The organism is Desulfobacca acetoxidans DSM 11109, from assembly GCF_000195295.1.
In the GTDB taxonomy this organism is placed as follows: Bacteria; Desulfobacterota; Desulfobaccia; order Desulfobaccales; family Desulfobaccaceae; genus Desulfobacca; species Desulfobacca acetoxidans.
Map to the genome: position 1 here is coordinate 1,604,879 of NC_015388.1, position 20,874 is coordinate 1,625,752.

Below are 20,874 nucleotides of genomic sequence, written 5' to 3' on the forward strand. Positions count from 1 at the left end.
GGCTTCTGGTTCCCGGTTTTTGGTAAAAATATATAACTGAACTAAGTTGTTATGGTTACAGTCGGTTGCAGGGCAGACCGGAACCGGTGTTGTGCCGTTTGCGAGCCAATAAAAAAGGAAAAGACAAACCGCCTGGTAGGCCCGGGCAAAAGCCTTTTCCTTTTTTTACCACAAAATAACGGCAAGAGGAAACGTTTTAGGTACCCATTTCGAAGGAGGATAGATATTTCACCTGTTCTTCGGTGAGGGTGTCGATGTCCACCAGCATGGACTGGAGTTTTAAACGGGCGATCTCCATATCCAGCTCTGTCGGCAGCATGTAGACCTTCTTCTCGAATTTGTCGTGGTTCTTGGAGATATATTCTGCGGCCAGGGATTGGTTGGCGAAGCTCATATCCATCACTACGGAAGGATGGCCTTCGGCGGCGGCCAGGTTGATAAGCCGACCGTCGCCCAAAATATTGACCCGCTTGCCATTAGTCAGAGTAAATTCCTCGACGAATTCCCGGATATGCCGCCTCCCGACGGTGACCGCCTCCAAGCCGGGGATGTCCAGTTCGACATTGAAATGGCCTGAATTGCAGGCGATGGCACCATCTTTCATGGCCAAGAAATGTTCCTGGCGGATGACGTTGATATCGCCGGTGAGGGTACAGAAGATATCGCCCTGAGGAGCGGCCTCGGTCATGGGCAGGACCTGAAACCCATCCATAATTGCTTCAAGTCCTTTCAGGGGATTAACTTCGGTGATGATGACCCGGGCCCCGGCGCCGCGAGCCCGCATGGCAAAGCCGCGACCGCACCAGCCATAGCCGGCTACCACGACGACACTGCCTGCCAACAGGCGGTTGGTAGCCCGCAGGATGCCGTCCACAGTACTCTGCCCGGTACCGTAGCGGTTGTCGAACATGTACTTGGTCTGGGAATCGTTGACCGCGATGACGGGATAGCGCAAGACGCCTTGAGCTGCCATGGCCTTGAGTCGGATGACGCCGGTGGTGGTTTCTTCAGTGCCGCCGAACACCTCGGGAAGCAATTCCTGGCGGGTGCTGTGGAGGGTAAAGACCAGATCGGCGCCGTCGTCCATGGTGATATTCGGCTTGATATCCAAGGCGGCCTGGATATGTTGGTAGTAAGTCTCGTTGTCCTCGCCCTTGATGGCAAAGGTGGGAATTTCTTCATCTCTGGCCAGATAGGCGGCAACGTCATCCTGGGTGCTCAAAGGATTGGAGGCACAGACCACCACCTGGGCGCCGCCGGCCTTGAGAGTGGCCATCAGGACTGCCGTTTCGGTGGTGACGTGCAGACAGGCTGCGAGGCGGAGACCCTGAAGCGGTTTTTCCCGCCGGAAGCGGTCGGCGATGCCGCTGAGCACCGGCATGTCCTGACGGGCCCATTCTACCCGCAGCTTACCCCGGTCGGCTAGAGAGATATCTTTGACGTCGTAGCCGACTTTAAAAGGCATGAGGTCGGCTGCCTTCACAGATATTTTTTGCATAGTTTACCTCATGAAACAATGGAGTGGCCTCAAGGGCCTAAAGGCCGGCCTTTTCCCTTAATAAATCAACGCGGTTGGTCTGCTCCCAGGTGAAATCGGGATCCGGACGGCCAAAATGCCCATACGCAGCAGTTTTCTTGAAAATCGGGCGCAACACGTCGAGATAGCTGATCATAGCTGCCGGCTTGAAACTGAAGGTATTGCGGATGATCTCTAGAAGCTGGAGTTCTGGAATTACTCCGGTGCCATAGGTGTTGGTGACAATCGACAGGGGATCTGCGACCCCGATGGAATAAGCCACCTGTACTTCACACCGCCGGGCCAGCCCTGCGGCCACGATATTTTTGGCCACATGCCGCAGCATATATGAGGAGGTGCGGTCGACTTTGGATGGGTCTTTTCCTGAGAAGGCGCCGCCGCCGTGGTAACCGGCGCCGCCGTAAGTGTCAACGATAATCTTGCGCCCGGTCATGCCGCAATCGCCCAGCGGTCCGCCAACGACAAAGCGACCGGTGGTGTTGACCAAAAAGCGGGTGTCCGAATGCAGCAATTCGGCGGGGACGGTTTTTTTAATAACTTCCTCGATTACTGCTTCCTTCACCTGGTTATAGCTGACCTCCGGGTTATGTTGGGCGGCGATAACGACGGTGTGAATAAATTGGGGAGCACCGTTTTCATACCGGACCGTGACCTGGGTTTTGCCGTCAGGCCGGAGAAACGGGACAATGCCTTCTTTGCGCACTTTGGCCAGGCGTTCAGCCAGGCGGTGGGCATACCAGATCGGCATGGGCATGAGTTCCTCGGTTTCGTCGCAGGCAAAGCCGAACATCAAACCCTGGTCGCCGGCACCTTGCTCCGGAAAAATTCCCCGGCCATCTATCCCCATGGCAATATCGGGGGACTGTTTATCCAGCGAGGTTAGGACGGCACAGGTTTCCCAATCAAAACCCATGGAAGAATCGTTATAGCCGATTTCTTTGATGGTCTGTCGGACGATGCTGGGGATATCGACAATCGCAGTGGTAGTAATTTCCCCGGCGATAAAGGCTAGACCGGTGGTTACCAGGGTCTCGCAAGCCACACGGGCATATTTGTCCTGTGCAATGATGGAGTCTAAAATTGCGTCAGATATCTGATCCGAAACCTTATCTGGATGTCCCTCCGTAACCGACTCGGAGGTAAAGAGAAAGTCTGTTATGGCCATGCCGCCCGCTCCTTATAGGAATGAAATAGGGAAAGCCGAGCTCTCCCGGCTTGACATTCTGTACTGCAAAACAGGCCGAAGACGGAGAAAGAACCGATTCAAGACCGTCTTGTAATTCTGATTAGGGTTCTAGACGTAATGAAGAATTACGCGTTTCGCAGAGCTTGTTGCCATTCACCTTGAGGCTGTTATAAAAAGCTGGTAAACGGGAAGTCAGGCTCTGAGGGATACCGCGCATTGCATCCCTAGGGCTCAAGAATACGAAATAAAAATTATCTTGAACCTTTTAAACAGTTAATCTGACAATGGCAACAGTCTGGTCTTCTCGATAACAACTCAACAGGGTTTTGAAATGGGGCCAAGGATGCCAGCGGTTGGAAGACCCGAGGCTTTTAGAAGACAGAATGAACCTACTCTTTTGGTTATTGTCCGAGTATCCGGAGACCGGCCCGCTTTTTCCAACAAAACCATCTCAATATAACCAAAAATCTTTATAAAGCCAAAACTTTTTTTGGACTGGACAACTTCGGGCGATTGCAGGCGTCTACATATACGAGCTTGGGTTGGTGTTCTTCCAGTTCAGCGGCAGCAAACCCGGCAAAGGTAGTGATGATAATCAGATCTCCGGGCATACCCTTGCGGGCCGCCGCCCCGTTCAGGCACATTACGCCACTGCCGGCTTCCCCGGCGATGGCGTAGGTTTCAAACCGTTCACCATTGTTGATATTATAGACATAGACCATTTCGTAAGGAAGAATATCGGCCATCTCCATGAGTTGATTGTCAATGGTCAGGGAGCCTTCATAGGAAAGGTCGGCTTGGGTAATGGTAGCGCGGTGAATCTTGGATTTGAGTATCGTACGGACCATGATTAGGGTACCTCTAACAGTATATTATCTATGAGACGGGTGCGTCCCACCCAAGCGGCAATCGCCAGGCGGGCCTGTCCCCGGATAGTGTCGATTTCTTTTAAGGTCTGCGGATCGACCAGATTCAGGTAATCGAGGTTGATCTGCGGGTCACAGGTAAGTATGGGTTTTAAAGCGGCAAAAAGCCGGTCGCGGGAAGTTTCCCCTTTGGCTGTAAGTTCACAGGCTTTAAACAGAGCCCGGGAGAGATTGAGGGCCGAACGCCGTTCGCCAGGACTAAGATAGACATTACGGGAACTCATGGCCAAGCCGTCCGGCTCCCTCACCAAGGGCCGGCCGATGATCTCCACCGGGAGGTTGAGATCTAGAGCCATCCGTTTCAGGGTTATCAATTGTTGATAATCCTTCTCACCAAAGATAGCCGCCTGGGGTTGTACCAGGTTGAAAAGTTTGAGGACTATCGTGGCAACACCGCGAAAATGGATCGGGCGAGAAGCGCCGCAGAGCCCTCGTGTTACCTGCTCAACGGTGACATAGGTTTGGAAATCCGGCGGATATAACTGGTCTGCTTCCGGGGCAAATATGACATCTACCCCGGCTTCCTGGGCCAGCTTACAATCTTGGTCAAAATTGCGGGGGTAGCAATCCAGATCTTCATTGGGGGCAAACTGGGTAGGGTTGACGAAAAGGCTGACCACCAGACGCCGTCCGATGCCGCGGCCATATTCCATCAGGCTTACGTGTCCCCGATGAAAGTAGCCCATGGTAGGGACCAGGACGATCATATCTCCCCGGGCCCGCCAGCTCAGGGCCAGGGCCTGCATCTCTTGGGGAGAGCGTATTACCTGCATGTGGGGCAGTTTCAATACCTCAAAAAAAAACTCCAGACTGATTCGCTGGAGGTTGCGGTTGGAGCACACGGCGAGTCTCAGTCCATCCTTGGTGGATCCAAGCTCCTGGTATATAAACAATTGTATTATAACAATGAATGCGAAGAATTGTCAAGGAAGAAGGATGTCTTGCCCTGTGGTGCAGGCTTTCCAGCCGGCACGCTGATGCACAGGCCAGGAGGCCTAGGCCACCAAATATTTTTTCATATCTGGTTGGGTTCTCGAGAATATGAGGACTTTTATAAAAACAGTGGGCAGTGGGCGGGGAGCAGGAAAAAAATTATTGTGAGCAGCCCCCACGGTTCTGTTTTTATATTTCGTTGTGATCATCAGAACATGACAACTTGTACGAAAAAACCGGAACGGTTAAACCTGTGCCAGTGATGTATCCAGGTGCAGGAAGGCCAGTTTTTTTGGCCTAAGGACCGATTGAACCTGATACAATAAAGCAGATACATTTCTTGTTGAGGAAATTGTTATGAAAGAAACGGCCAAGGAGGTTATGGCCAGAGAGTTTTTGACGGTACCGCCGGAGATGACCATTGCCGAGGCGGTCCAGGTTTTCCGCCAGGCCGCCCAGGTCACCGGTCACCCGGTCTTTGGCCTGATGGTGACCGACGCCGAAGGTAGGTTGGTGGGGATGCTGTCCATGTATGACATCTTTCTGCTGCTGCGCCCCAAACATATCCATATCTGGGGTGAGATGAGCGACCTGGACCTCACCGGGATCATAGACGCCGCCTGTCACCGGGCGAAGGCGATGCTGGTGGGAGATATGATGACCACCGATCTTATCACCATCACACCGGATACGCATCTTCTGCATGTGGTAGATATCATGATCAAAAAACATGTCCGCCGCATACCGGTAATTGAAGACGGGGTTTTGCAGGGGATTGTCTATATTTCACAAGTTTTCTATCACCTGCTCAATAAGCTGACCGAACGGTCGGAAGATTAGCAGAGGTGGCGCCGAAAGACGATGCCGATCATAGATCATCATCAGGTATTGAAAGGCCTTACCGTGCAGATGGCCATGCGGCGTCAGGTGATCGACCTGCCTCAGGGGGCGGAACTTGCCTCAGCCATTCGCGCCATGGCCAAATATAAAGTGAATGCCGTGCTCATAACCGGAGAGAGACACCTGCCTCTTGGCGTGGTTTCCAAAACCGATCTGATGACCGCTTATTATGGGGGGCTGCCCCTGGAGACGCCGGTGGCGGATATCATGGTGGGGCCGCCCCAGTTCTGCCAGTCTCAGGATTCCCTAGATGCAGCCCTGGACCAGATGCGGCAGCATCGCATTCATCGCCTGTATGTCAGGAGGGGAGAAGATGAAACCGTGTCCGGGGTACTGGCTTTCCCGGACATTGTCGGTATGCTCTACCGCTACTGCCGCCGCTGTGACCGGAATCTTTTACAGCGGCAGGGAAAAGAATCGGAGATGAACTGGGCTGATCAGTTTATAGTACGAGAGGTTATGACCCCATCGGTGTTATCGTATTACGCTACCGACAGCCTTTGGGAGGTCATGACGGGATTGGCAGCCTATAAGTTCGGCGCCGTCCCCATCCTTAACCCTGGAGGGGTGCCCAGCGGGGTGATTTCCAAGACCGATCTGGCTCTGGCCTACCTACACGCGGTTCCGCCGGAACAGGAGGCTCAGTCAGTCATGAATGCACCGGTGGTGACCTGCAATCAGGATGATCTATTGTTGGAAGTGATCAAGCGGCTGATTTTTTCGGACCTGCACCGGATTTTTGTTTACAAGGATAATCCCGAGAATCTGGTGGGGGTGCTGTCACTGTCAGATGCTGCCCGGTTCCGCTCCGGTTCCTGTCGGGCCTGCCTGGTGAGCCGGATCGAGATCTAACCGACTGGATGTTAAGATAATACCATAGAGGCAGATACTTTTTAACATTGTTAAGTGCCTGCCTCTAAATTAACAGCCCCATAAATGATATAAAACAGCCCAAAAGCGATAAAGATGACCGCAGCGCCGATTTTTAAGGCGCGTTCCGGCAGGCGTTGACCTAATATCTGGCCTGCCCAGATAGCCAAAGCATCCGATAGCACCATTCCCAGACTGGAACCGAGCCAGACGGGCATGAGATTTTGACTGGCCGCCAGAGTAACGGTGGAGAGCATGGTCTTATCGCCCAACTCTGCCATGAAGAAGGTCACCGTCACAATGACAAAGGGTGAATTGTAGCACCAGCTTTGATATTCATCTTCATCTACGGAGTCTCCCCGCAATGTCCACCAGCCGAAGCCGATGAAGGCCAAACCGGAAAGAACGTAGATCCACCCTGGTGGCAGGAGGTGGCCAGCGCCTCCCCCCAAGGTGACCGAAAAGGCGTGTACCAGTAGAGTGGCTGTTAAGATGCCGGCCAACACCACCCAAGCCTTAAAGCGGGTGGCGAGCAGCAACGCCACCAGTTGGGTTTTATCCCCCAATTCGGCCAAAAAAATCAAACCGAGTGATAACCAAAAACCCTCCACGATAGACTCCTGGGAAAAAAAAAGACCTTTGCACCATCGGTGCAAAAGTCTCGCTGAGCATGATCTTGCCGACAACGCCAGGCTTTTGCCAGTATGTTGACGTTGTCCGGAGCAGCTACTCCCCTCTGCTAAGGAGAGCATAACGGATTATGAAGTGTTTGGCAAGACTTTTTTGAATCAGTTCGTAAGGATGGCAACTCCCCCTTCGGTCTGGTGCATCAGCTTGCAGTGGGGGAGCTAGAGCGATTGCCAAAAGTCCTTATGTTCCCAGGAACACAACAAAAAATGGAAGAATGATTGATGGCCTAGGCCTCCTGGCCTGCCCCACCATTTTTCATCTAGGTTCTGACCGATTGAGGGTAGCTATCGTAGGAATGGGTCCGAGACCTACCCCTAAAAAGAGACTATATTATTGGCAAGCAGTATAACTCTGCCATTACTGGCTGATTATCACATCAGAGGTTTTTGCGACTGCTTTTTCGGATGCGTTTCTGTTCCGCCCGAGCCAGTTCTTCACCCTTCGATTAAAGTTGTCCAGATAAATGTAAATTACCGGGGTGATATACAGGGTAAGCACCTGGGAAAAAAGGAGGCCTCCGACAACGGCCAGTCCGAGGGGTTGCCGGGCTTCAGAGCCGGCGCCGATGCCCAGGGCGATGGGTAGAGTGCCAAAGAGGGCCGACATGGTGGTCATCATGATGGGCCGGAAACGCAGCAGACAGCCCTCGTAAATGGCATCATGGGGTGATTTGCCGTGGCGGCGCTGGGCCTCCAGGGCGAAGTCGATCATCATAATGGCATTCTTCTTGACGATGCCGATGAGCATAATGATGCCTACAAAGGCATAGAGGTTAAGGTCCATTTTAAAGAGCAGGAGGGTTACTAAAGCTCCGAAGCCGGCCGAAGGGAGGCCGGAGAGGATTGTCACCGGATGAATAAAACTTTCGTAGAGAATACCCAACACCAGGTAAATGACCAGTATTGCCATTATCAGGAGGATTCCCAACCCTTTCAGGGAAGATTGAAAGGCCTGGGCGGTTCCCTGGAAACTGGTAGTGATGGAAGCCGGGAGTTCTTGAGCGACCTTATTGATCTCGGCTACTGCATCTCCCAGCGCCACTCCGGGTTTGAGATTGAACGAAATGGTTACCGAGGGAATCTGTCCGGCATGATTAATAGTCAGCGCTCCAGCGCCGCGGCTCAATTGCGCCACGCTCTCAAGAGGAACCAGTTGTCCGGTGTCGGCGCGTACGTAGAGTAGACCGAGAGCTGCCGGATCCATCTGATATTGTGGGAGAACTTCCATGATTACCCAATACTGATTTGTGGGGGTATAGATCGTGGAGACCTGGCGCGAGCCGTAGGCGGTGGCCAGGGCATTTTCCAGTTGTTCGGCGCTGACCCCCAGTGCCGAGGCCTTATCCCGGTCGATAGAGACGAGGATTTCCGGACCATGAAGTTGAAGGTCACTGTTAACGTCTGTGAGTCCTTCCACCTGACGCATCTTTTCTTCCAAACGAGCCGCCCAGCGATAGAGTTCAGCCATATCAGCCGACTGCAGAGTAAATTGGTAAGGACTCTTAGTCAACTGACCGCCGATCCGGATAGAAGGAGGCACTTGCATGAAGGCCCTGACGCCGGTAATCTGGCCCAATTGGGGTCTGAGCCTGGCGATAACTTCATTGACATGTTGGCGCTCCTCTCGGGGTTTCAGGCGAGAGAAAATAATTCCCGAGTTGACCGTCATATTGGTGCCGCCGGCCCCGACAAAAGACATATAGGAGGCCACTGCCGGGTCGCCGCCGATAATGGCAGCCAATTCCTTCTGGCGCCGCACCATGTTATCAAAAGAGGTGTCTTGCGGGCCTTCGGTAAAGGTGAAGAGCTGGCCGGTGTCCTGGTCCGGGAGGAAGCCCTTGGGGATTGTCACGAAGAGGTAGGCCGTGAGGAGGAGTATCAGCCAGAAAATAGCCATGGTGGCGCGGCGATACCTCAGGACCTTTTTTAGGCTCCAGTCGTAGAGCCGCAGCATGCCGTCGAAAATGCGTTCGAAAAATTGGTAGAAACGGCCGTGGCCCTGTTCTTTCGGGGGCTTTAAAAACCGGGCGCAGAGCATCGGCGTGAGGGAAAGGGAGATAAAACCGGAGATCAGGATAGCTACCGAGATGGTGACGGCAAACTCATTGAGGAGACGCCCGACAACACCGCCCATAAAGAGGACCGGAATGAAGACGGCGGCCAGCGACACGGTCATAGATAGGATGGTAAAGGCGATCTCCTGAGAACCGGCAAAAGTCGCGTTTAATCTGTCCTTACCCATCTCCTGGTGACGGACGATATTTTCCAGCATGACAATGGCGTCGTCGACGACAAAACCGACGCTAAGGGTCAGGGCCATGAGTGAGAGATTATCAATGCTGAATCCCAGGAGGTACATGGCGGCAAAAGCGCCAATAATGGACATGGGGACAGCCAGGCTGGGTATGACCGTGGCCGAGATATTGCGTAGGAACAGAAAGATGACCAAGATAACCAGACAGACGGTGAGAATCAAAGTGAACTGGACATCATGAATGGATTCCTGGATGGAGAGGGACCGGTCATAGAGTACGTCCAGACTGATAGCCGCCGGTAGTTGGGCCCGAAAACTGGGCAGAAGCTTTTTAACATTATCCGACACCTCCACGGTGTTGGTTCCAGGCTGGCGTTTAATGGCCAAAACCACGGACCGGGTTCGGTTATACCAGCTGGCCACCCGGTCGGTCTGGACGCTGTCAACAACCCGCCCGATTTCATTCAACCGCACCGGCTTGCCGTGCCGGTAGGCGACGATCAGGGGGCGGAAGGCAGCCGCGTCGAAGAGCTGGCCGGTGGCCTTGATGGTAAAGGCCTGGGCAGACTTGTCAATCGTACCGGTAGGCAGATTAACGTTCCCGGCGGCCACCGCTTTTTGCACTTCATCGATGCCGATACCCCGGCTGGCCAGGGCGTATGGGTCCATCTGGACCCGCACGGCATATTTCTGGGCCCCGTAAACCAAGACCTGGGCTACGCCGCTGATCATGGAGATGCGCTGCGACATATAGGTCTGGCCGTATTCGTCGACAGTGGACAACGGCAGGGTAGGGGAGCTCAAGGCCAGATAGAGGATGGGAAAGTCTGCCGGGTTGACCTTGGCGAAGGTCGGCGGACTGGGCATATCTTTGGGAAGCTGTCCCAAGGTTTGAGAAATGGCCGCCTGGATATCCAGGGCGGCGGCATCGATATCCCGGTCGAGATCGAAGGTCACCGTGATCCGGGTCTGTCCCAGGGCACTGGTGGAGGTCATGGAATCGATCCCGGAGATGGTGGCGAACTGCTTTTCCAGGGGGGTGGCGATGGCCGAAGCCATAGTTTCGGGAGAGGCGCCGGGAAGGGAGGCCGTTACCTGGATGGTAGGGAAATCAACGTTGGGGAGCTCACTCACCGGCAGAGCGCGGTAACCCATAACGCCAGCCAACAGGATGCCTAACATGACCAAGGTGGTCATCACCGGCCGACGGATAAAGGGTTCGGCCAGATTCACGAGGGGCGCTCCGGACCGATGGCAGGCGGGGATGGGTTTTGAATTTCCACCTTGGCGCCCGGATACAGCCGTAGCTGGCCGTCAATGACGACTTCTTCGCCGGATTTGAGACCGGATTTGATAACCGCAGAGCCGTCTGCAGTCCGGTCAAGTTCAACAGGGCGGGCCTCTGCAGTTCGATCCGCTATGATGACGTAAACGTAATTTCCCTGCTGCCCTACCTGTAGGGCCTGAGCGGGAATCACCAGAGCATTGGGCTGCTCCGTCAGGATCAGGCTGACGTTGACAAATTGGCCCGGCCAGAGAGTGCGATCCTGATTCTGGAAAAGGGCCTTTAATTGCACGGTGCCGGTGGCCTGATCCACTTTGTTGTCCACAAAGACCAGTTCACCAAAGGAGCAGTATTGTTCGGCTGGCGGGATGGCTACCTCCACCCGGAGGCGCCTCCGGTTCATATATTTTTTGACTTCCGGCAGGTGTTGCTCCGGCAGGGTGAAGTTGACATAGATGGGGACGATCTGATTGATGACCACCAGGATGGCCTTTTCATCGTTGGCTTTTACCAAATTGCCCTGGTTGATCAGGATGTCGCCGGTCTTGCCGTCGATAGGCGAGCTAATAGCGGTGTATTCCAGTTTCAGGCGGGCGTTCTCCACCGCGGCGGCGTCGGCCTTGACCGTGGCTTCGAGAGAGGCGGCCTTGGTAGCATACTGCTCATATTCACCGGTGCTGACGAGATTCTGGCGGATTAGGGCTTCATAGCGCCGGGCATCCCGGCGGGCGTTCTCCAGGAGGGCCTGATCCCGGGCCAGGTTGGCCAAGGCCTGTTGAAGCTGAGCTTCGAAGGGACGCGGGTCGATGGTGAACATCAACTCGCCTTTTTTGACCTCCTGGCCTTCTTGAAAGTGAACTCTAACCACCTGGCCCTCCACCTGGGACTTCACCTGAACAGTGGAATATGCTTCTACATTACCGATCGCCTTCAAAACCATCGGCATAGTCTTTTGAACTACGGTCGCAACCGTCACGGGAGCTGGTGGTCGGGCCGGCGCCTCCGGTTTGCTGCCACTGCAGCCGGCCAGGAGAAGCGATAGAGCTGCAGCAATAAGAAAAAAGGATAATTTTTTCGGATAGCGAAGGTCTTTAAAACAATAGCTTAGAGTATACGGATTTTGCATTTAGCGTGGGGTAGTCTTTCAGGAAATAGATTATTGAGTTTTTGGTTTTTGATAAATACTATAGCAGAATTAATTTGTTATGGACACAGTTTGTTTCGGGACAGGCCTAGGGGAATATCTAGCGATTGCCAAAAGTCATCATGTTCTCAGGAGCACAACGAAATATGAGAAAATGACTGGTAGCATAGGCTTCCTGGCCTGTGCATCAGCGTGCCGGCTGGAAACCCTGCACCAGCATCCTTCGTACAAATTCTGATCGATTGAGGGTGGCTATCGTAATGGGGGGGCTGAGACCCACTCCGACAAAAAAGACGATATTGTTGGAGCCTTTGGCAAAATAGCTTTTTGTGTCATCCTGCACGAAGTGAAGGATATTAAGCCTATAGAAATATTGGATTCTTCGCTACGCTCAGAATGACCATAACCTTATAACAAGAGTTTTGCAAAAGCCTCATTGGCAAGCACTATCAATCTCTGCTGAGGAGAATATCCTCCTGATTACTTACCAATGACGTGCTTTCAGGCCTCAATAAAAAAGGCGGCCTGGGATGGCCGCCTCGGTTCATATGTAGACCAGTTTCCTAGAAGTGATACGCCACGCCGATCTGGAAGGAATGCAACTGGTAATCGGGTTTTACATCTAAAGTGTTTCCAAGAACAGTATAGTTATACTTGGGTTCAGCCCAACGGAAGCGGTAAAAAGCATCCAGAGAGACATTTTTCAATGCATAGTACCGTACACCGGCATCGACAACGAGGGCAATATCAGTGGTGGAATTTGAAGGAGTATCTATGCTAGCTGCCCCTGTTCCAGCCGTCGCTTTCTGTCCTGAGAAGAGGATGCCAGGACCGACGGATATATAAGGCTGCAACCGTCCAAACGGCACATCTTGATCCGGCAGAAAACCATATCGCCCGGTAAACATAAAGGCCAGGGTGGCGGCATAACCTTCGGATTCAATGGTTACACCAGTGCCGCTAATAAGCTGCCGGGAGAAGTTCAGCCGATGGTAGCTGAAATCCAGATGGAATCCCAAGTACTTCATCCAGTCGGGGTAATCGTAACCCAGGAAGCCTTCTTTGACGAACCAGGTGCCGACTTTCAAGCCTCCGAGGATAAACGGGTTGTCATACCTTCCCGCAAAACCAGGTACATTGGTGCCATTTACCGACACACCGCCGCTTGAGCTAGAGGCTGCGACCCCGCCGATATACCCTTCCACATACATTTCGGCCCAACACAGAGTTGGCGCCAGGACCAAGGCGGCAATTACCGCCAGCCAGATCATTTTCCCCTTTTTCATGTTTCCCCCCTTAATTTAGTTGTTCTCAAATAAATAAATATACTACTCAGTTAAAGGTGCTCTGTGTTGCCTTTCACCTCCTTCCTCAAGGGTAACCTGCACTTAAGCGTAGCTTATTCCCCTAACAATTTCCTTTATCGGCATTTTACGGCGAAAGTCAAGATATTGTCAAGCAGAAAGTTGAGGAGCGTAGAAAAAAACCTCAATGCAAACAGTTAGCAATTTTCCCGATTCAGGGCCAGACGCTCAAGAGTGTCGCAATTCCCAAAACGAGGCCAACCAGACCGTTCAGTGTGAAAAAGGCGTGATTGAGACGCGACAGATCCTGGGGGGACAACAAGGTATGCTCCACCAGGAGCAAGAGACCGGCCAGAACGGCGGCGATGTAAAAGATCATCCCCAAACCTGCCAGATATCCCACCAGGATGAAGCCAAAACCGGCTCCAAGATGAAAGATTAGCGCCAACCGCATGGCCTTGGCGCGCCCGAGGCGGCAGGGCAGGGAATGCAGCCCCACGGTGCGGTCAAAGTCCTCATCCTGAAGGGAATAAAGGATATCAAAGCCGGCTACCCACAGGAGCACTGTCAGAGACAATAGCAACGGCAGGCCGGTAATGTCGCCCCGGACCGCGATCCAGCCGGCCGCCGGGGCGATGGCCAGCGCCGCTCCCAAAAACAGGTGCGAGGCCCAGGTAAAGCGTTTGGTGTAGGAATAGAAGAGCACCACCGCCAGGGCCACCGGGGAAAGCAGCAGGGCCAGATTGTTTAGTTGTGCCGCGGCAAAGAAAAAGAGCAGGGCGCTGGCTAGGATGAAGATTATCGTCGCCCTCCGGCTGATGAGCCCTTGGGGAAGGGCTCGGGTGGCAGTGCGGGGATTGAGGGCATCATAGCGCTGATCCACCAGCCGGTTAAAGGCCATAGCGGTGCTCCGGGCCCCTACCATAGCCAGGAGGATAAAAAAGGCCTGGCGGCCGGTGGGAAGCCCCCGGGCGGCCAGCAAGGCCCCCATAAAGGCAAACGGCAGGGCGAAGACGGTATGCTCGATCTTGATCATCTCGAGCAAAATAAGCAATTTTCGCCACCATAGGGAAGATTTTGGTCTTTCTTCTAAAGCATGCCCGAAGTTACCTGCTGCGGTCATTATTTAATCCCAAACGGTCCCAAATTCTATCCACCTTCTCTCTAACGCCAGAGTCCATCTCGATGACTGCCGGCCATTCCCGGGTAAAACCCTCTTCCGGCCACTTGCGGGTGGCGTCGATGCCCATCTTGGAACCGTAGTGCGGCAGTGGCGAGGCGTGGTCCAAAGCGTCCACCGGCCCGTCCACGAAGACTACGTCCCGCCGGGGATCGACATTGTTTCCCAGCCGCCATAACACCGCCCCCAGGTCCTGCACGTCCACTTCCCTGTCATAGATGACGATCATCTTGCAGAACATCATCTGTCCCAGCCCCCACAGGGCGTGCATCACCTTGCGGGCGTGGCCGGGGTAGCGCTTGTCGATGGAGATGAAGGCCAGGTTGTGGAACACCCCTTCCATGGGCAGGTTCATGTCCACGATCTCCGGCAGCGTCTTTTTGATCAACGGCAGGAAAAGGCGTTCGGTGGCCTTGGCCAGGTAGCAGTCTTCCATGGGGGGCTTGCCGACGATGGTGGCCGGATAGACAGGCTCGCGCCGCCGGGTCAGGGCGGTGACGTGGAAAACCGGGTACTCATCTGCCAGGGAGTAGTAGCCGGTGTGGTCCCCGAAAGGTCCCTCGCGGCGCCTCTCCCCCGGTTCGATATACCCTTCCAGCACGATCTGGGAAGCCGCCGGAACATATAAAGGGACATCAACGCATTGCACCAATTCCACCGGCTCCTGGCGCAGGAATCCGGCAAAGATCATTTCGTCCAGATCGTCGGGCAGGGGGGCAGTGGCGGCGTAGGTTACCGCCGGGTCGGGGCCGATGGCCACGGCCGCAGGGAGTCTCTCCCGCCGGTGTTCCGCCGCCCGGTAGTGCGCCGCCCCGCCCTTGTGTTTATGCCAGTGCATGCCGGTGGTATTCTTGTCGTACACCTGCAGCCGGTACATGCCCACGTTGCGCTTCCCCGTCACCGGGTGGTGGGTGATGACCACCGGCAGCGTGATGAACGGCCCGCCATCCAGGGGCCAACAGGTGAGCACCGGAATTTTGGTCAGGTCCACCTCATCTCCCTGCAGCACCACCTCCTGGCAGGGTGCCCGGCCGACGGTTTTTGGGAAGATGTTGGCCAGCCGCCGCAACTTAGGGATCATTTTGAGTTTTTTCATCAGGGTGTTAGGCGCCTCGGCCTCCAGGAAACTTAGGATGTCGGCGGCGATTTCTTCCAGGTCATTGACCTCCAGGGAGAGGCACATGCGCTTCATGGAGCCGAAGGCGTTCATCAGCACCGGCATGTCGTAACCCGGCACGTTCTCGAAGAGCAGCGCCGGGCCGCCGTCCTTCAGCTTGCAGACCCGGTCGGTGACCTCGGTGATCTCCAAGTGCGGACTGAAGGGCTGCGTAATGCGCCTCAACTCCCCCTGCTTCTCCAAAACCTTGATAAATTTCTGCAGGCTGTCATAGCCCATAAAATTGCGCCTTTCTGTGGATTAGATGAGTTGTGGGGGAGGGCCGGGGAACGCTGTTTCCTGTCCTCCCGGAATAAACCTCAACTCTGGCATCTCCGGCAAGTCCCCGTACCTGTGCAAGTACCGGAAAAAAGCCGTCAGGCCCTCCTGCTGGCCCGCGTCCAGATCATACTTTAATTTTTGAAAGTAATCCAGCAGTTCGGCTTCGCTGAGGTTCACCTGGGCCGTGGCCTGGCGGCAGATATCGCTCAGGGCGTTGCAGCCCTGGAGTTTGGAGGACACCAGGGTCCGGTGGAGGTAGGTTACCAGGTCGGGTTGGCGCTCCCAAACATCGCGGCGGGCGGCCCAGACTCCGAAGACAAAGGGGAGGCCGGTGAGGTCGTGCCAGGCCCGGCCCAGATCCAGGAAGTAAGGGTAGATGCCCCGGGCCCGCAGGCGCAGGGCTTCATCCCCGATGGCCAGCATGCCGCAGACGCCGTCCGCGAACTGGTCGGTCACCGCACCGGTGCGGCACAGGGGCCGGGCCCCGTAGAGTTCCGCCAGCACCACCTTGACCAGGGCGGCGGAGGTGGCCGAGGCCGCGCTCAGCACCACCTCGCGGCCGGAGAGGCGCTGGAAAGGGAGGCGGCTGAAGAACAGCACGCTCCCCACGTCGCCCACGGTGCTGATGGACAGTTCCGGCAGCAGCAGGTAGTCCCGAAAGCGGCGGCCGTACTCGTAGCTGGAGATGGCGCTCACCTCCAGGAAACCGCCCCGCATCTGCTCGTTCAGTTCCGCCGGGGTGCCGGAGACCACCTGAAAGCCGTTGGGGCAGATGGCCCGGTCGATGGCGTAGTAGATGGGGAGCACGTTGATATAGCGAATCCGACCCAGGCGGGGTAGATCAGGCATGGCAAGTCTCCTTGGGAGGGCTGAGCCACCGCACCTCCCCCATGGCACCGGCGGCCAGCAAGGCATCCCAGAAATCTCCCGCCCCGGCGTCCACGGGCACCAAGAGCAGAGCGGCCCGTTTCCCGGGATCCAGGCTGCCCAAGTCGGCCTCCCGGCCCAGGGCGGCGGCCCCGTTTAGGGTGGCCAGGCGCACCAGCCGCCCCGGCGGCACCGCCGGGAACTGCTCCCGCAGCACTTCCAGCTCCCGGAACAGGTTCAGGTCATGGTTGGAGGCCAGGGAGTCGGTGCCCAGGGCCAACCGCACGCCGTCCGCCTCCAGAGCCGTCAGATTTGGCAACCCGGTTCCGGTAAACAGGTTCGAGCGGGGGCAGAGCACTACCCGGGCCCCCCGCCGAGCCAAAAGCTTTCGGTCGGCTGCATCAAGCCATACCCCATGGGCCGCCAGGGCGGGGCCGGCGAAGAAACCCAGGCTATCCAGGTAATGGGCCGGGGAGACCCCAGGAGGCTGAAAATCGGGCCGCCAGCGGCCCCGCAGCATCAAGAGGCTCCGGAAAAAACCGCCCCCTGTCTGCAGAAACCGTTCCTCCTCCCTCGATTCGGCCAGATGCACGGCGCTGGGGCGCCCATGGCTTCGGTTCCAGGCGGCAATCCGCTGGCAGAGGGGGGCCGAGACTGAATAGGGGGCGTGCGCCGCAGCGGAGAAATTGGTCAGAGTTAGGGCCGCTGGGGCGGCAAAGATGGGGAAACCAGTCTCCAGCGGCCCCGCCCCGGTAAGATCGAAGCCCAGGCACTCGAAAAAGTAACAGAACTCCAGGCCGCTTTTTGCAAGGGCCGGGAGGCTAAGGCCAGTGTTGCTGATTTCGGCCACCAGGCCGGTGCCGAAGCGACGCAGTTCCGCTATCCCGGCGGCCGCCCCGGCCTGCAGGTCCTCAAGAGTGAGGGTGGCCATTTCCGCCAGGGCCGCGCTCAGCCAGTCCTGCCAACGCTCCTGGGCGGCAATCCGCCCCCGTAGGGCAGTCAGTTCCAGGTGGGTGTGAGCGTTGACCAGGGCCGGCATGATGGCCCCGTCGCCATGGTCCTCCCAGGCATCCCAGGGCTGCCGCCGCAGGTCGGCGGCCGGTCCCACGGCGCGGATGTGGCCGTCGGCGATTGCCACCGCCCCGGCTTCGATGACCGGTCCCGTCACCGGGACTATCCAGCGGGCTTGATGGATTATGATCGACGGCTTGTTCATGACCTGAACCACTGCCGCCAGTCCGTACCGATATCGCCTCGCTGACGGTACCGTTCCATGAGCCAGGGGCAGGGGCACTGGCGGGGTGCTGCAGCCAACCCCGGCAGGAGCTTCAGGGCCAATTCCCCCAAAGCCGCCTCCACCGCCTGAACCCGTTTGATCTCCTCAGGCGTGGCCAACCCTTCAAACAGGATGCCCGGTTGATAAGGTCGATCTTTTACTCCCTCGGCATAATTGACCACGTAACAGAGGGCTGTGTAACACAACTCCAGCTCTCGCGCCAGGAAGACCTCCGGGACCAGGGTCATGCCCACCAGGTCGCCGCCCAACAGCCGGTATTTGCGGATTTCCGCCGGGGTCTCCAGGCGGGGGCCGGTGGTGGCGGTATAGACCGCCGCCGGATGAAGGGGAAGAGGCCCGTTTTGCAGGGTTTGGATTACCGCCTGCCGCAGTTCGGGACAGAAGACCGGATTCTGGCGGACAAAGCCCAAACCCCGGTGGGGAAAGAAGGTGTACGGTTGTTGCTGACCTTCATCCAAAATATCATGGGGGACAACCAGGTCTCCCGGCGCCATGGTTTCGTTGATGGCTCCGGGGGCGCACCAGGCCAGAATCTTCTCCACCCCCAGGGTTTTTAAGGCGTATAAATTGGCCCGGTCATTGACGAAGGGTGCAGAGACGCGGTAGCCGTCCTCTCCATGTCTTGAAAGCACGGCAAAGTCAATATCTTGATATTTAAAGAGATGCACCGGATTGCTGCAGCCGAAGGGGGTGTCATAGGTTTGGCAGTGGCGCACATCTAAACCCTGCCTGAGGAAATCCTGGTGAGCCCCGACGCGGGCAATGATGGCTATCTGGGGATTATAAGTCATCGTTGCATTGGTATTTAAGCGGATAGTAGGAGTCGCCTGTTCATGGTTGCCTTGGGGCCATTATCCGGTAGACGTGATCCCGCTGTTTCGGTTCGTATCCTGCCGATACGATCTGCCGTTCGATTTCCTGTTGCGAGAGGCGGAAACCGACGCCGGTGGCGGCGACGACGTTCTCTTCGATCATGGTTGAGCCGAAGTCGTTGGCCCCGAATTCCAAGGCAATCTGAGCCACTTTGGCCCCCTGGGTGACCCAGGAGACCTGCAGGTTGGCAATATTGTCCAAAACGATTCGGGCAATAGCCAGGGTTTTGAGATAATCCACCACGTCCGTTGTGGCGCCACCCAGAGCCGTGCCGCCGGGTTGATAGCTCCAGGGGATGAAGGCGATAAAGCCGCCGGTGCGGTCCTGGATCTCACGTAAGCGCCAGAGGTGCTCCAGGCGCTCGGCCTGGGTCTCAATGTGGCCGAACATCATGGTGGCGGTAGTGCGCAGGCCAAGACGGTGGGCGGTCTCCATGACGGTAAGCCATTCCTCGGTAGTGCATTTGCTCGGGGCCAGGGCCCGGCGCACCCGGTCGGTCAGAATCTCGGCGCCACCGCCGGGAATCGACCCCAAGCCGGCCTCACGGAGGTGAACTATTACTTCCTCGATGGTAAGTCCAAAGGTCTTGGCAAAAAAGGTGATTTCCGGCGGCGAAAAGCCATGGACATGCAGACCCGAGCGCCGGATAAAACGGAGCAGCTCCTTGTAATATCCGAATGGCAGGTCAGGATTGAGGCCGCCTTGCAGCAGGACGCCGGTGCCGCCCAGGGCCAGGGTTTCTTCCAGTTTTTGGGTCAATTCCGGCCAGGGCAAGACATATCCCTCGGGATGGCCGGGTGGCCGGAAGAAGGCGCAGAAGCGGCAGCCGGAGAGGCAGATATTGGTGTAATTGATGTTGCGGTCTACCACATAGCTGACCCAGGTTTCGGGATGCCGCTGGCGGCGTATATAGTTGGCCCAGCGGCCCAGGGTCAGGATATCCAGGTCCCAGAGCGGCAGGGCTTCTGTGAGGGTGAGACGCCCCCCGGAGGTGATTTTGGCCTCGATGGCCGAAGTCGAATGAGACATAGGGTTTAATGACTGATGACGTTATACAGCGTATCCCGCTCCACCGGCTCGCGTCCCGCCTCCTGGATGAGGTGGTGCAGTTCCTGACGAGTGAGTCCCTGGGCGGTGCGGGCTCCGGCCATGTGGGTGATGCGTTCTTCTATGACAGTGCCGTCGATGTCGTCTGCCCCGAAAGCCAGGGAGAGCTGGGCGATCTTGGGGCCGATCATGATCCAGAAGGCCTTGATATGGGGAAAGTTGTCTAGTATCAGGCGGGCTACTGCCAGGTTTTTGAGGTCATCGAAGCCGGTGGTCTCCGGCAGACCGGCCAATTCGGTGTTGGCGGAATGAAAGGCCAGGGGGATAAAAGTCAGAAAGCCCCCGGTCTCATCCTGGGCGGCGCGCAGTTTGACCAGATGGTCTACCCGTTCTTCCAGGGTCTCGTGGTGGCCGTAGAGCATGGTGGCGTTGGTCCGCAGGCCCTGACGATGGGCGGTCTGGCAGACCTGCAGCCAGCCCTCGGGGGGGAGCTTCTTGGCGCATAAGCTCTGTCGGATGCGGGGACTGAAGACCTCGGCGCCGCCCCCCGGCAGAGAGCCCAGGCCGACTTCCTGCAGGGCGGCCAGGGTATCGGCCACGCTCAGATCGGCAATACTGGCCAGGTGGGCGATTTCTACGGCGGTAAAGGCCTGCAGGTGGACGCTCGGGCGCCTGGTCTTGATATTTCGGAGCATGTCGAGGTAATAGGAGAAAGGCAGATTGGGATGCAGCCCTCCGACAATGTGAATTTCGGTAACCGGCTCCGAGAGGCGTTCATCCACCTTGGCCATAATATCATCCAGGCTCATTTCGTAAGCCAGGGGGTCTCCGGCCCGTTTGCCGAAAGCACAGAACTTGCAGCCGTTGATACAGACGTTGGAATAATTGATGTGCTGATTAATAATATAGTAGGCCTTATTGCCGTGCTGCCGCTCCCGCGCGATGTTGGCCAGGTAGCCCACCCCCAGCAGATCAGTAGAGCGGTAAAGGTCCAGACCGTCCTCGAAGGTCAGGCGTTTCTGGGCCAACACTTTTTCATGGATGGGGATCAGATTGGGATCCTTAAAAAAACCGTTGCCGCCCATAGTAAATCCTCATTTCAATTTAAGTTGATGGTTTATGTCAACAGGTCAAAGGTTTAATG

The 20,874-nt window shown here is 56.1% G+C and carries 17 protein-coding genes and 1 riboswitch; of the genes, 2 read left to right on the forward strand and 15 right to left on the reverse strand.

Annotated features, from left to right (window positions below):
• Positions 1 to 196 precede the first annotated feature (196 nt).
• From ahcY to panC, 4 genes are all read right to left on the reverse strand, one after another.
• Positions 197 to 1,498, reverse strand: a complete 1,302-nt coding sequence (ahcY, locus tag DESAC_RS06945) for an adenosylhomocysteinase (protein ID WP_013706362.1) — start codon at positions 1,496 to 1,498, stop codon at positions 197 to 199.
• Positions 1,499 to 1,535: 37 nt separating this feature from the next.
• The gene (metK, locus tag DESAC_RS06950) at positions 1,536 to 2,702 is read right to left on the reverse strand and encodes a methionine adenosyltransferase (protein WP_013706363.1); all 1,167 of its coding nucleotides are present in this window, start codon (positions 2,700 to 2,702) and stop codon (positions 1,536 to 1,538) included.
• 491 nt (positions 2,703 to 3,193) lie between these two features.
• Entirely contained in the window at positions 3,194 to 3,571 is a 378-nt protein-coding gene (gene panD, locus DESAC_RS06955; RefSeq protein ID WP_013706365.1) for an aspartate 1-decarboxylase, read from the reverse strand.
• 2 nt (positions 3,572 to 3,573) lie between these two features.
• Positions 3,574 to 4,491, reverse strand: a complete 918-nt coding sequence (panC, locus tag DESAC_RS06960; protein ID WP_013706366.1) for a pantoate--beta-alanine ligase — start codon at positions 4,489 to 4,491, stop codon at positions 3,574 to 3,576.
• Positions 4,492 to 4,939: 448 nt separating this feature from the next.
• Here panC and DESAC_RS06965 point away from each other — a divergent pair, with 448 nt between their 5' ends.
• Positions 4,940 to 5,422: a CBS domain-containing protein gene (locus DESAC_RS06965; RefSeq protein WP_013706367.1), complete on the forward strand. Its 483-nt coding sequence runs from the start codon at positions 4,940 to 4,942 to the stop codon at positions 5,420 to 5,422.
• A 21-nt stretch (positions 5,423 to 5,443) separates the two neighbouring features.
• The gene (locus tag DESAC_RS06970; protein ID WP_013706368.1) at positions 5,444 to 6,334 is read left to right on the forward strand and encodes a CBS domain-containing protein; all 891 of its coding nucleotides are present in this window, start codon (positions 5,444 to 5,446) and stop codon (positions 6,332 to 6,334) included.
• Positions 6,335 to 6,384: 50 nt separating this feature from the next.
• Here the strand turns inward: DESAC_RS06970 and DESAC_RS06975 are convergent, their stop codons facing one another.
• The 11 genes from DESAC_RS06975 to mqnE all read right to left on the reverse strand — a co-directional run bounded on the left by DESAC_RS06975 (position 6,385) and on the right by mqnE (position 20,815).
• The gene (locus tag DESAC_RS06975; protein WP_013706369.1) at positions 6,385 to 6,963 is read right to left on the reverse strand and encodes a TMEM165/GDT1 family protein; all 579 of its coding nucleotides are present in this window, start codon (positions 6,961 to 6,963) and stop codon (positions 6,385 to 6,387) included.
• Positions 6,931 to 7,099: riboswitch (yybP-ykoY riboswitch) on the reverse strand. (Overlaps the previous gene by 33 nt.)
• 300 nt (positions 7,100 to 7,399) lie before the next feature.
• A complete protein-coding gene (locus DESAC_RS06980) occupies positions 7,400 to 10,528 on the reverse strand; it encodes an efflux RND transporter permease subunit (RefSeq protein WP_013706370.1) in 3,129 nt (1,042 codons plus the stop codon).
• Positions 10,525 to 11,706: an efflux RND transporter periplasmic adaptor subunit gene (locus tag DESAC_RS06985; RefSeq protein ID WP_013706371.1), complete on the reverse strand. Its 1,182-nt coding sequence runs from the start codon at positions 11,704 to 11,706 to the stop codon at positions 10,525 to 10,527. Before DESAC_RS06985 ends, DESAC_RS06980 begins: the two co-directional genes overlap by 4 nt.
• 581 nt (positions 11,707 to 12,287) lie before the next feature.
• On the reverse strand, positions 12,288 to 13,010 hold the full coding sequence (locus DESAC_RS06990; RefSeq protein WP_013706372.1) for an outer membrane protein: 723 nt from the start codon (positions 13,008 to 13,010) through the stop codon (positions 12,288 to 12,290).
• Positions 13,011 to 13,242: 232 nt separating this feature from the next.
• Positions 13,243 to 14,082: a UbiA-like polyprenyltransferase gene (locus DESAC_RS06995; protein ID WP_218915714.1), complete on the reverse strand. Its 840-nt coding sequence runs from the start codon at positions 14,080 to 14,082 to the stop codon at positions 13,243 to 13,245.
• A gap of 52 nt (positions 14,083 to 14,134) precedes the next feature.
• A complete protein-coding gene (locus tag DESAC_RS07000; RefSeq protein WP_013706374.1) occupies positions 14,135 to 15,604 on the reverse strand; it encodes a menaquinone biosynthesis decarboxylase in 1,470 nt (489 codons plus the stop codon).
• A 21-nt stretch (positions 15,605 to 15,625) separates the two neighbouring features.
• On the reverse strand, positions 15,626 to 16,495 hold the full coding sequence (locus DESAC_RS07005; protein WP_013706375.1) for a menaquinone biosynthetic enzyme MqnA/MqnD family protein: 870 nt from the start codon (positions 16,493 to 16,495) through the stop codon (positions 15,626 to 15,628).
• Positions 16,488 to 17,729, reverse strand: a complete 1,242-nt coding sequence (locus tag DESAC_RS15195; protein WP_013706376.1) for an amidohydrolase family protein — start codon at positions 17,727 to 17,729, stop codon at positions 16,488 to 16,490. Before DESAC_RS15195 ends, DESAC_RS07005 begins: the two co-directional genes overlap by 8 nt.
• Positions 17,726 to 18,601, reverse strand: coding sequence for an MTAP family purine nucleoside phosphorylase (locus DESAC_RS07015; protein ID WP_013706377.1), 876 nt, complete (start codon positions 18,599 to 18,601; stop codon positions 17,726 to 17,728). Before DESAC_RS07015 ends, DESAC_RS15195 begins: the two co-directional genes overlap by 4 nt.
• A gap of 40 nt (positions 18,602 to 18,641) precedes the next feature.
• Entirely contained in the window at positions 18,642 to 19,712 is a 1,071-nt protein-coding gene (gene mqnC / locus DESAC_RS07020) for a cyclic dehypoxanthinyl futalosine synthase (protein ID WP_013706378.1), read from the reverse strand.
• Positions 19,713 to 19,717: 5 nt separating this feature from the next.
• Complete coding sequence (gene mqnE, locus DESAC_RS07025) at positions 19,718 to 20,815, reverse strand: aminofutalosine synthase MqnE (RefSeq protein WP_013706379.1); 1,098 nt, start codon at positions 20,813 to 20,815, stop codon at positions 19,718 to 19,720.
• Positions 20,816 to 20,874: the final 59 nt, after the last annotated feature.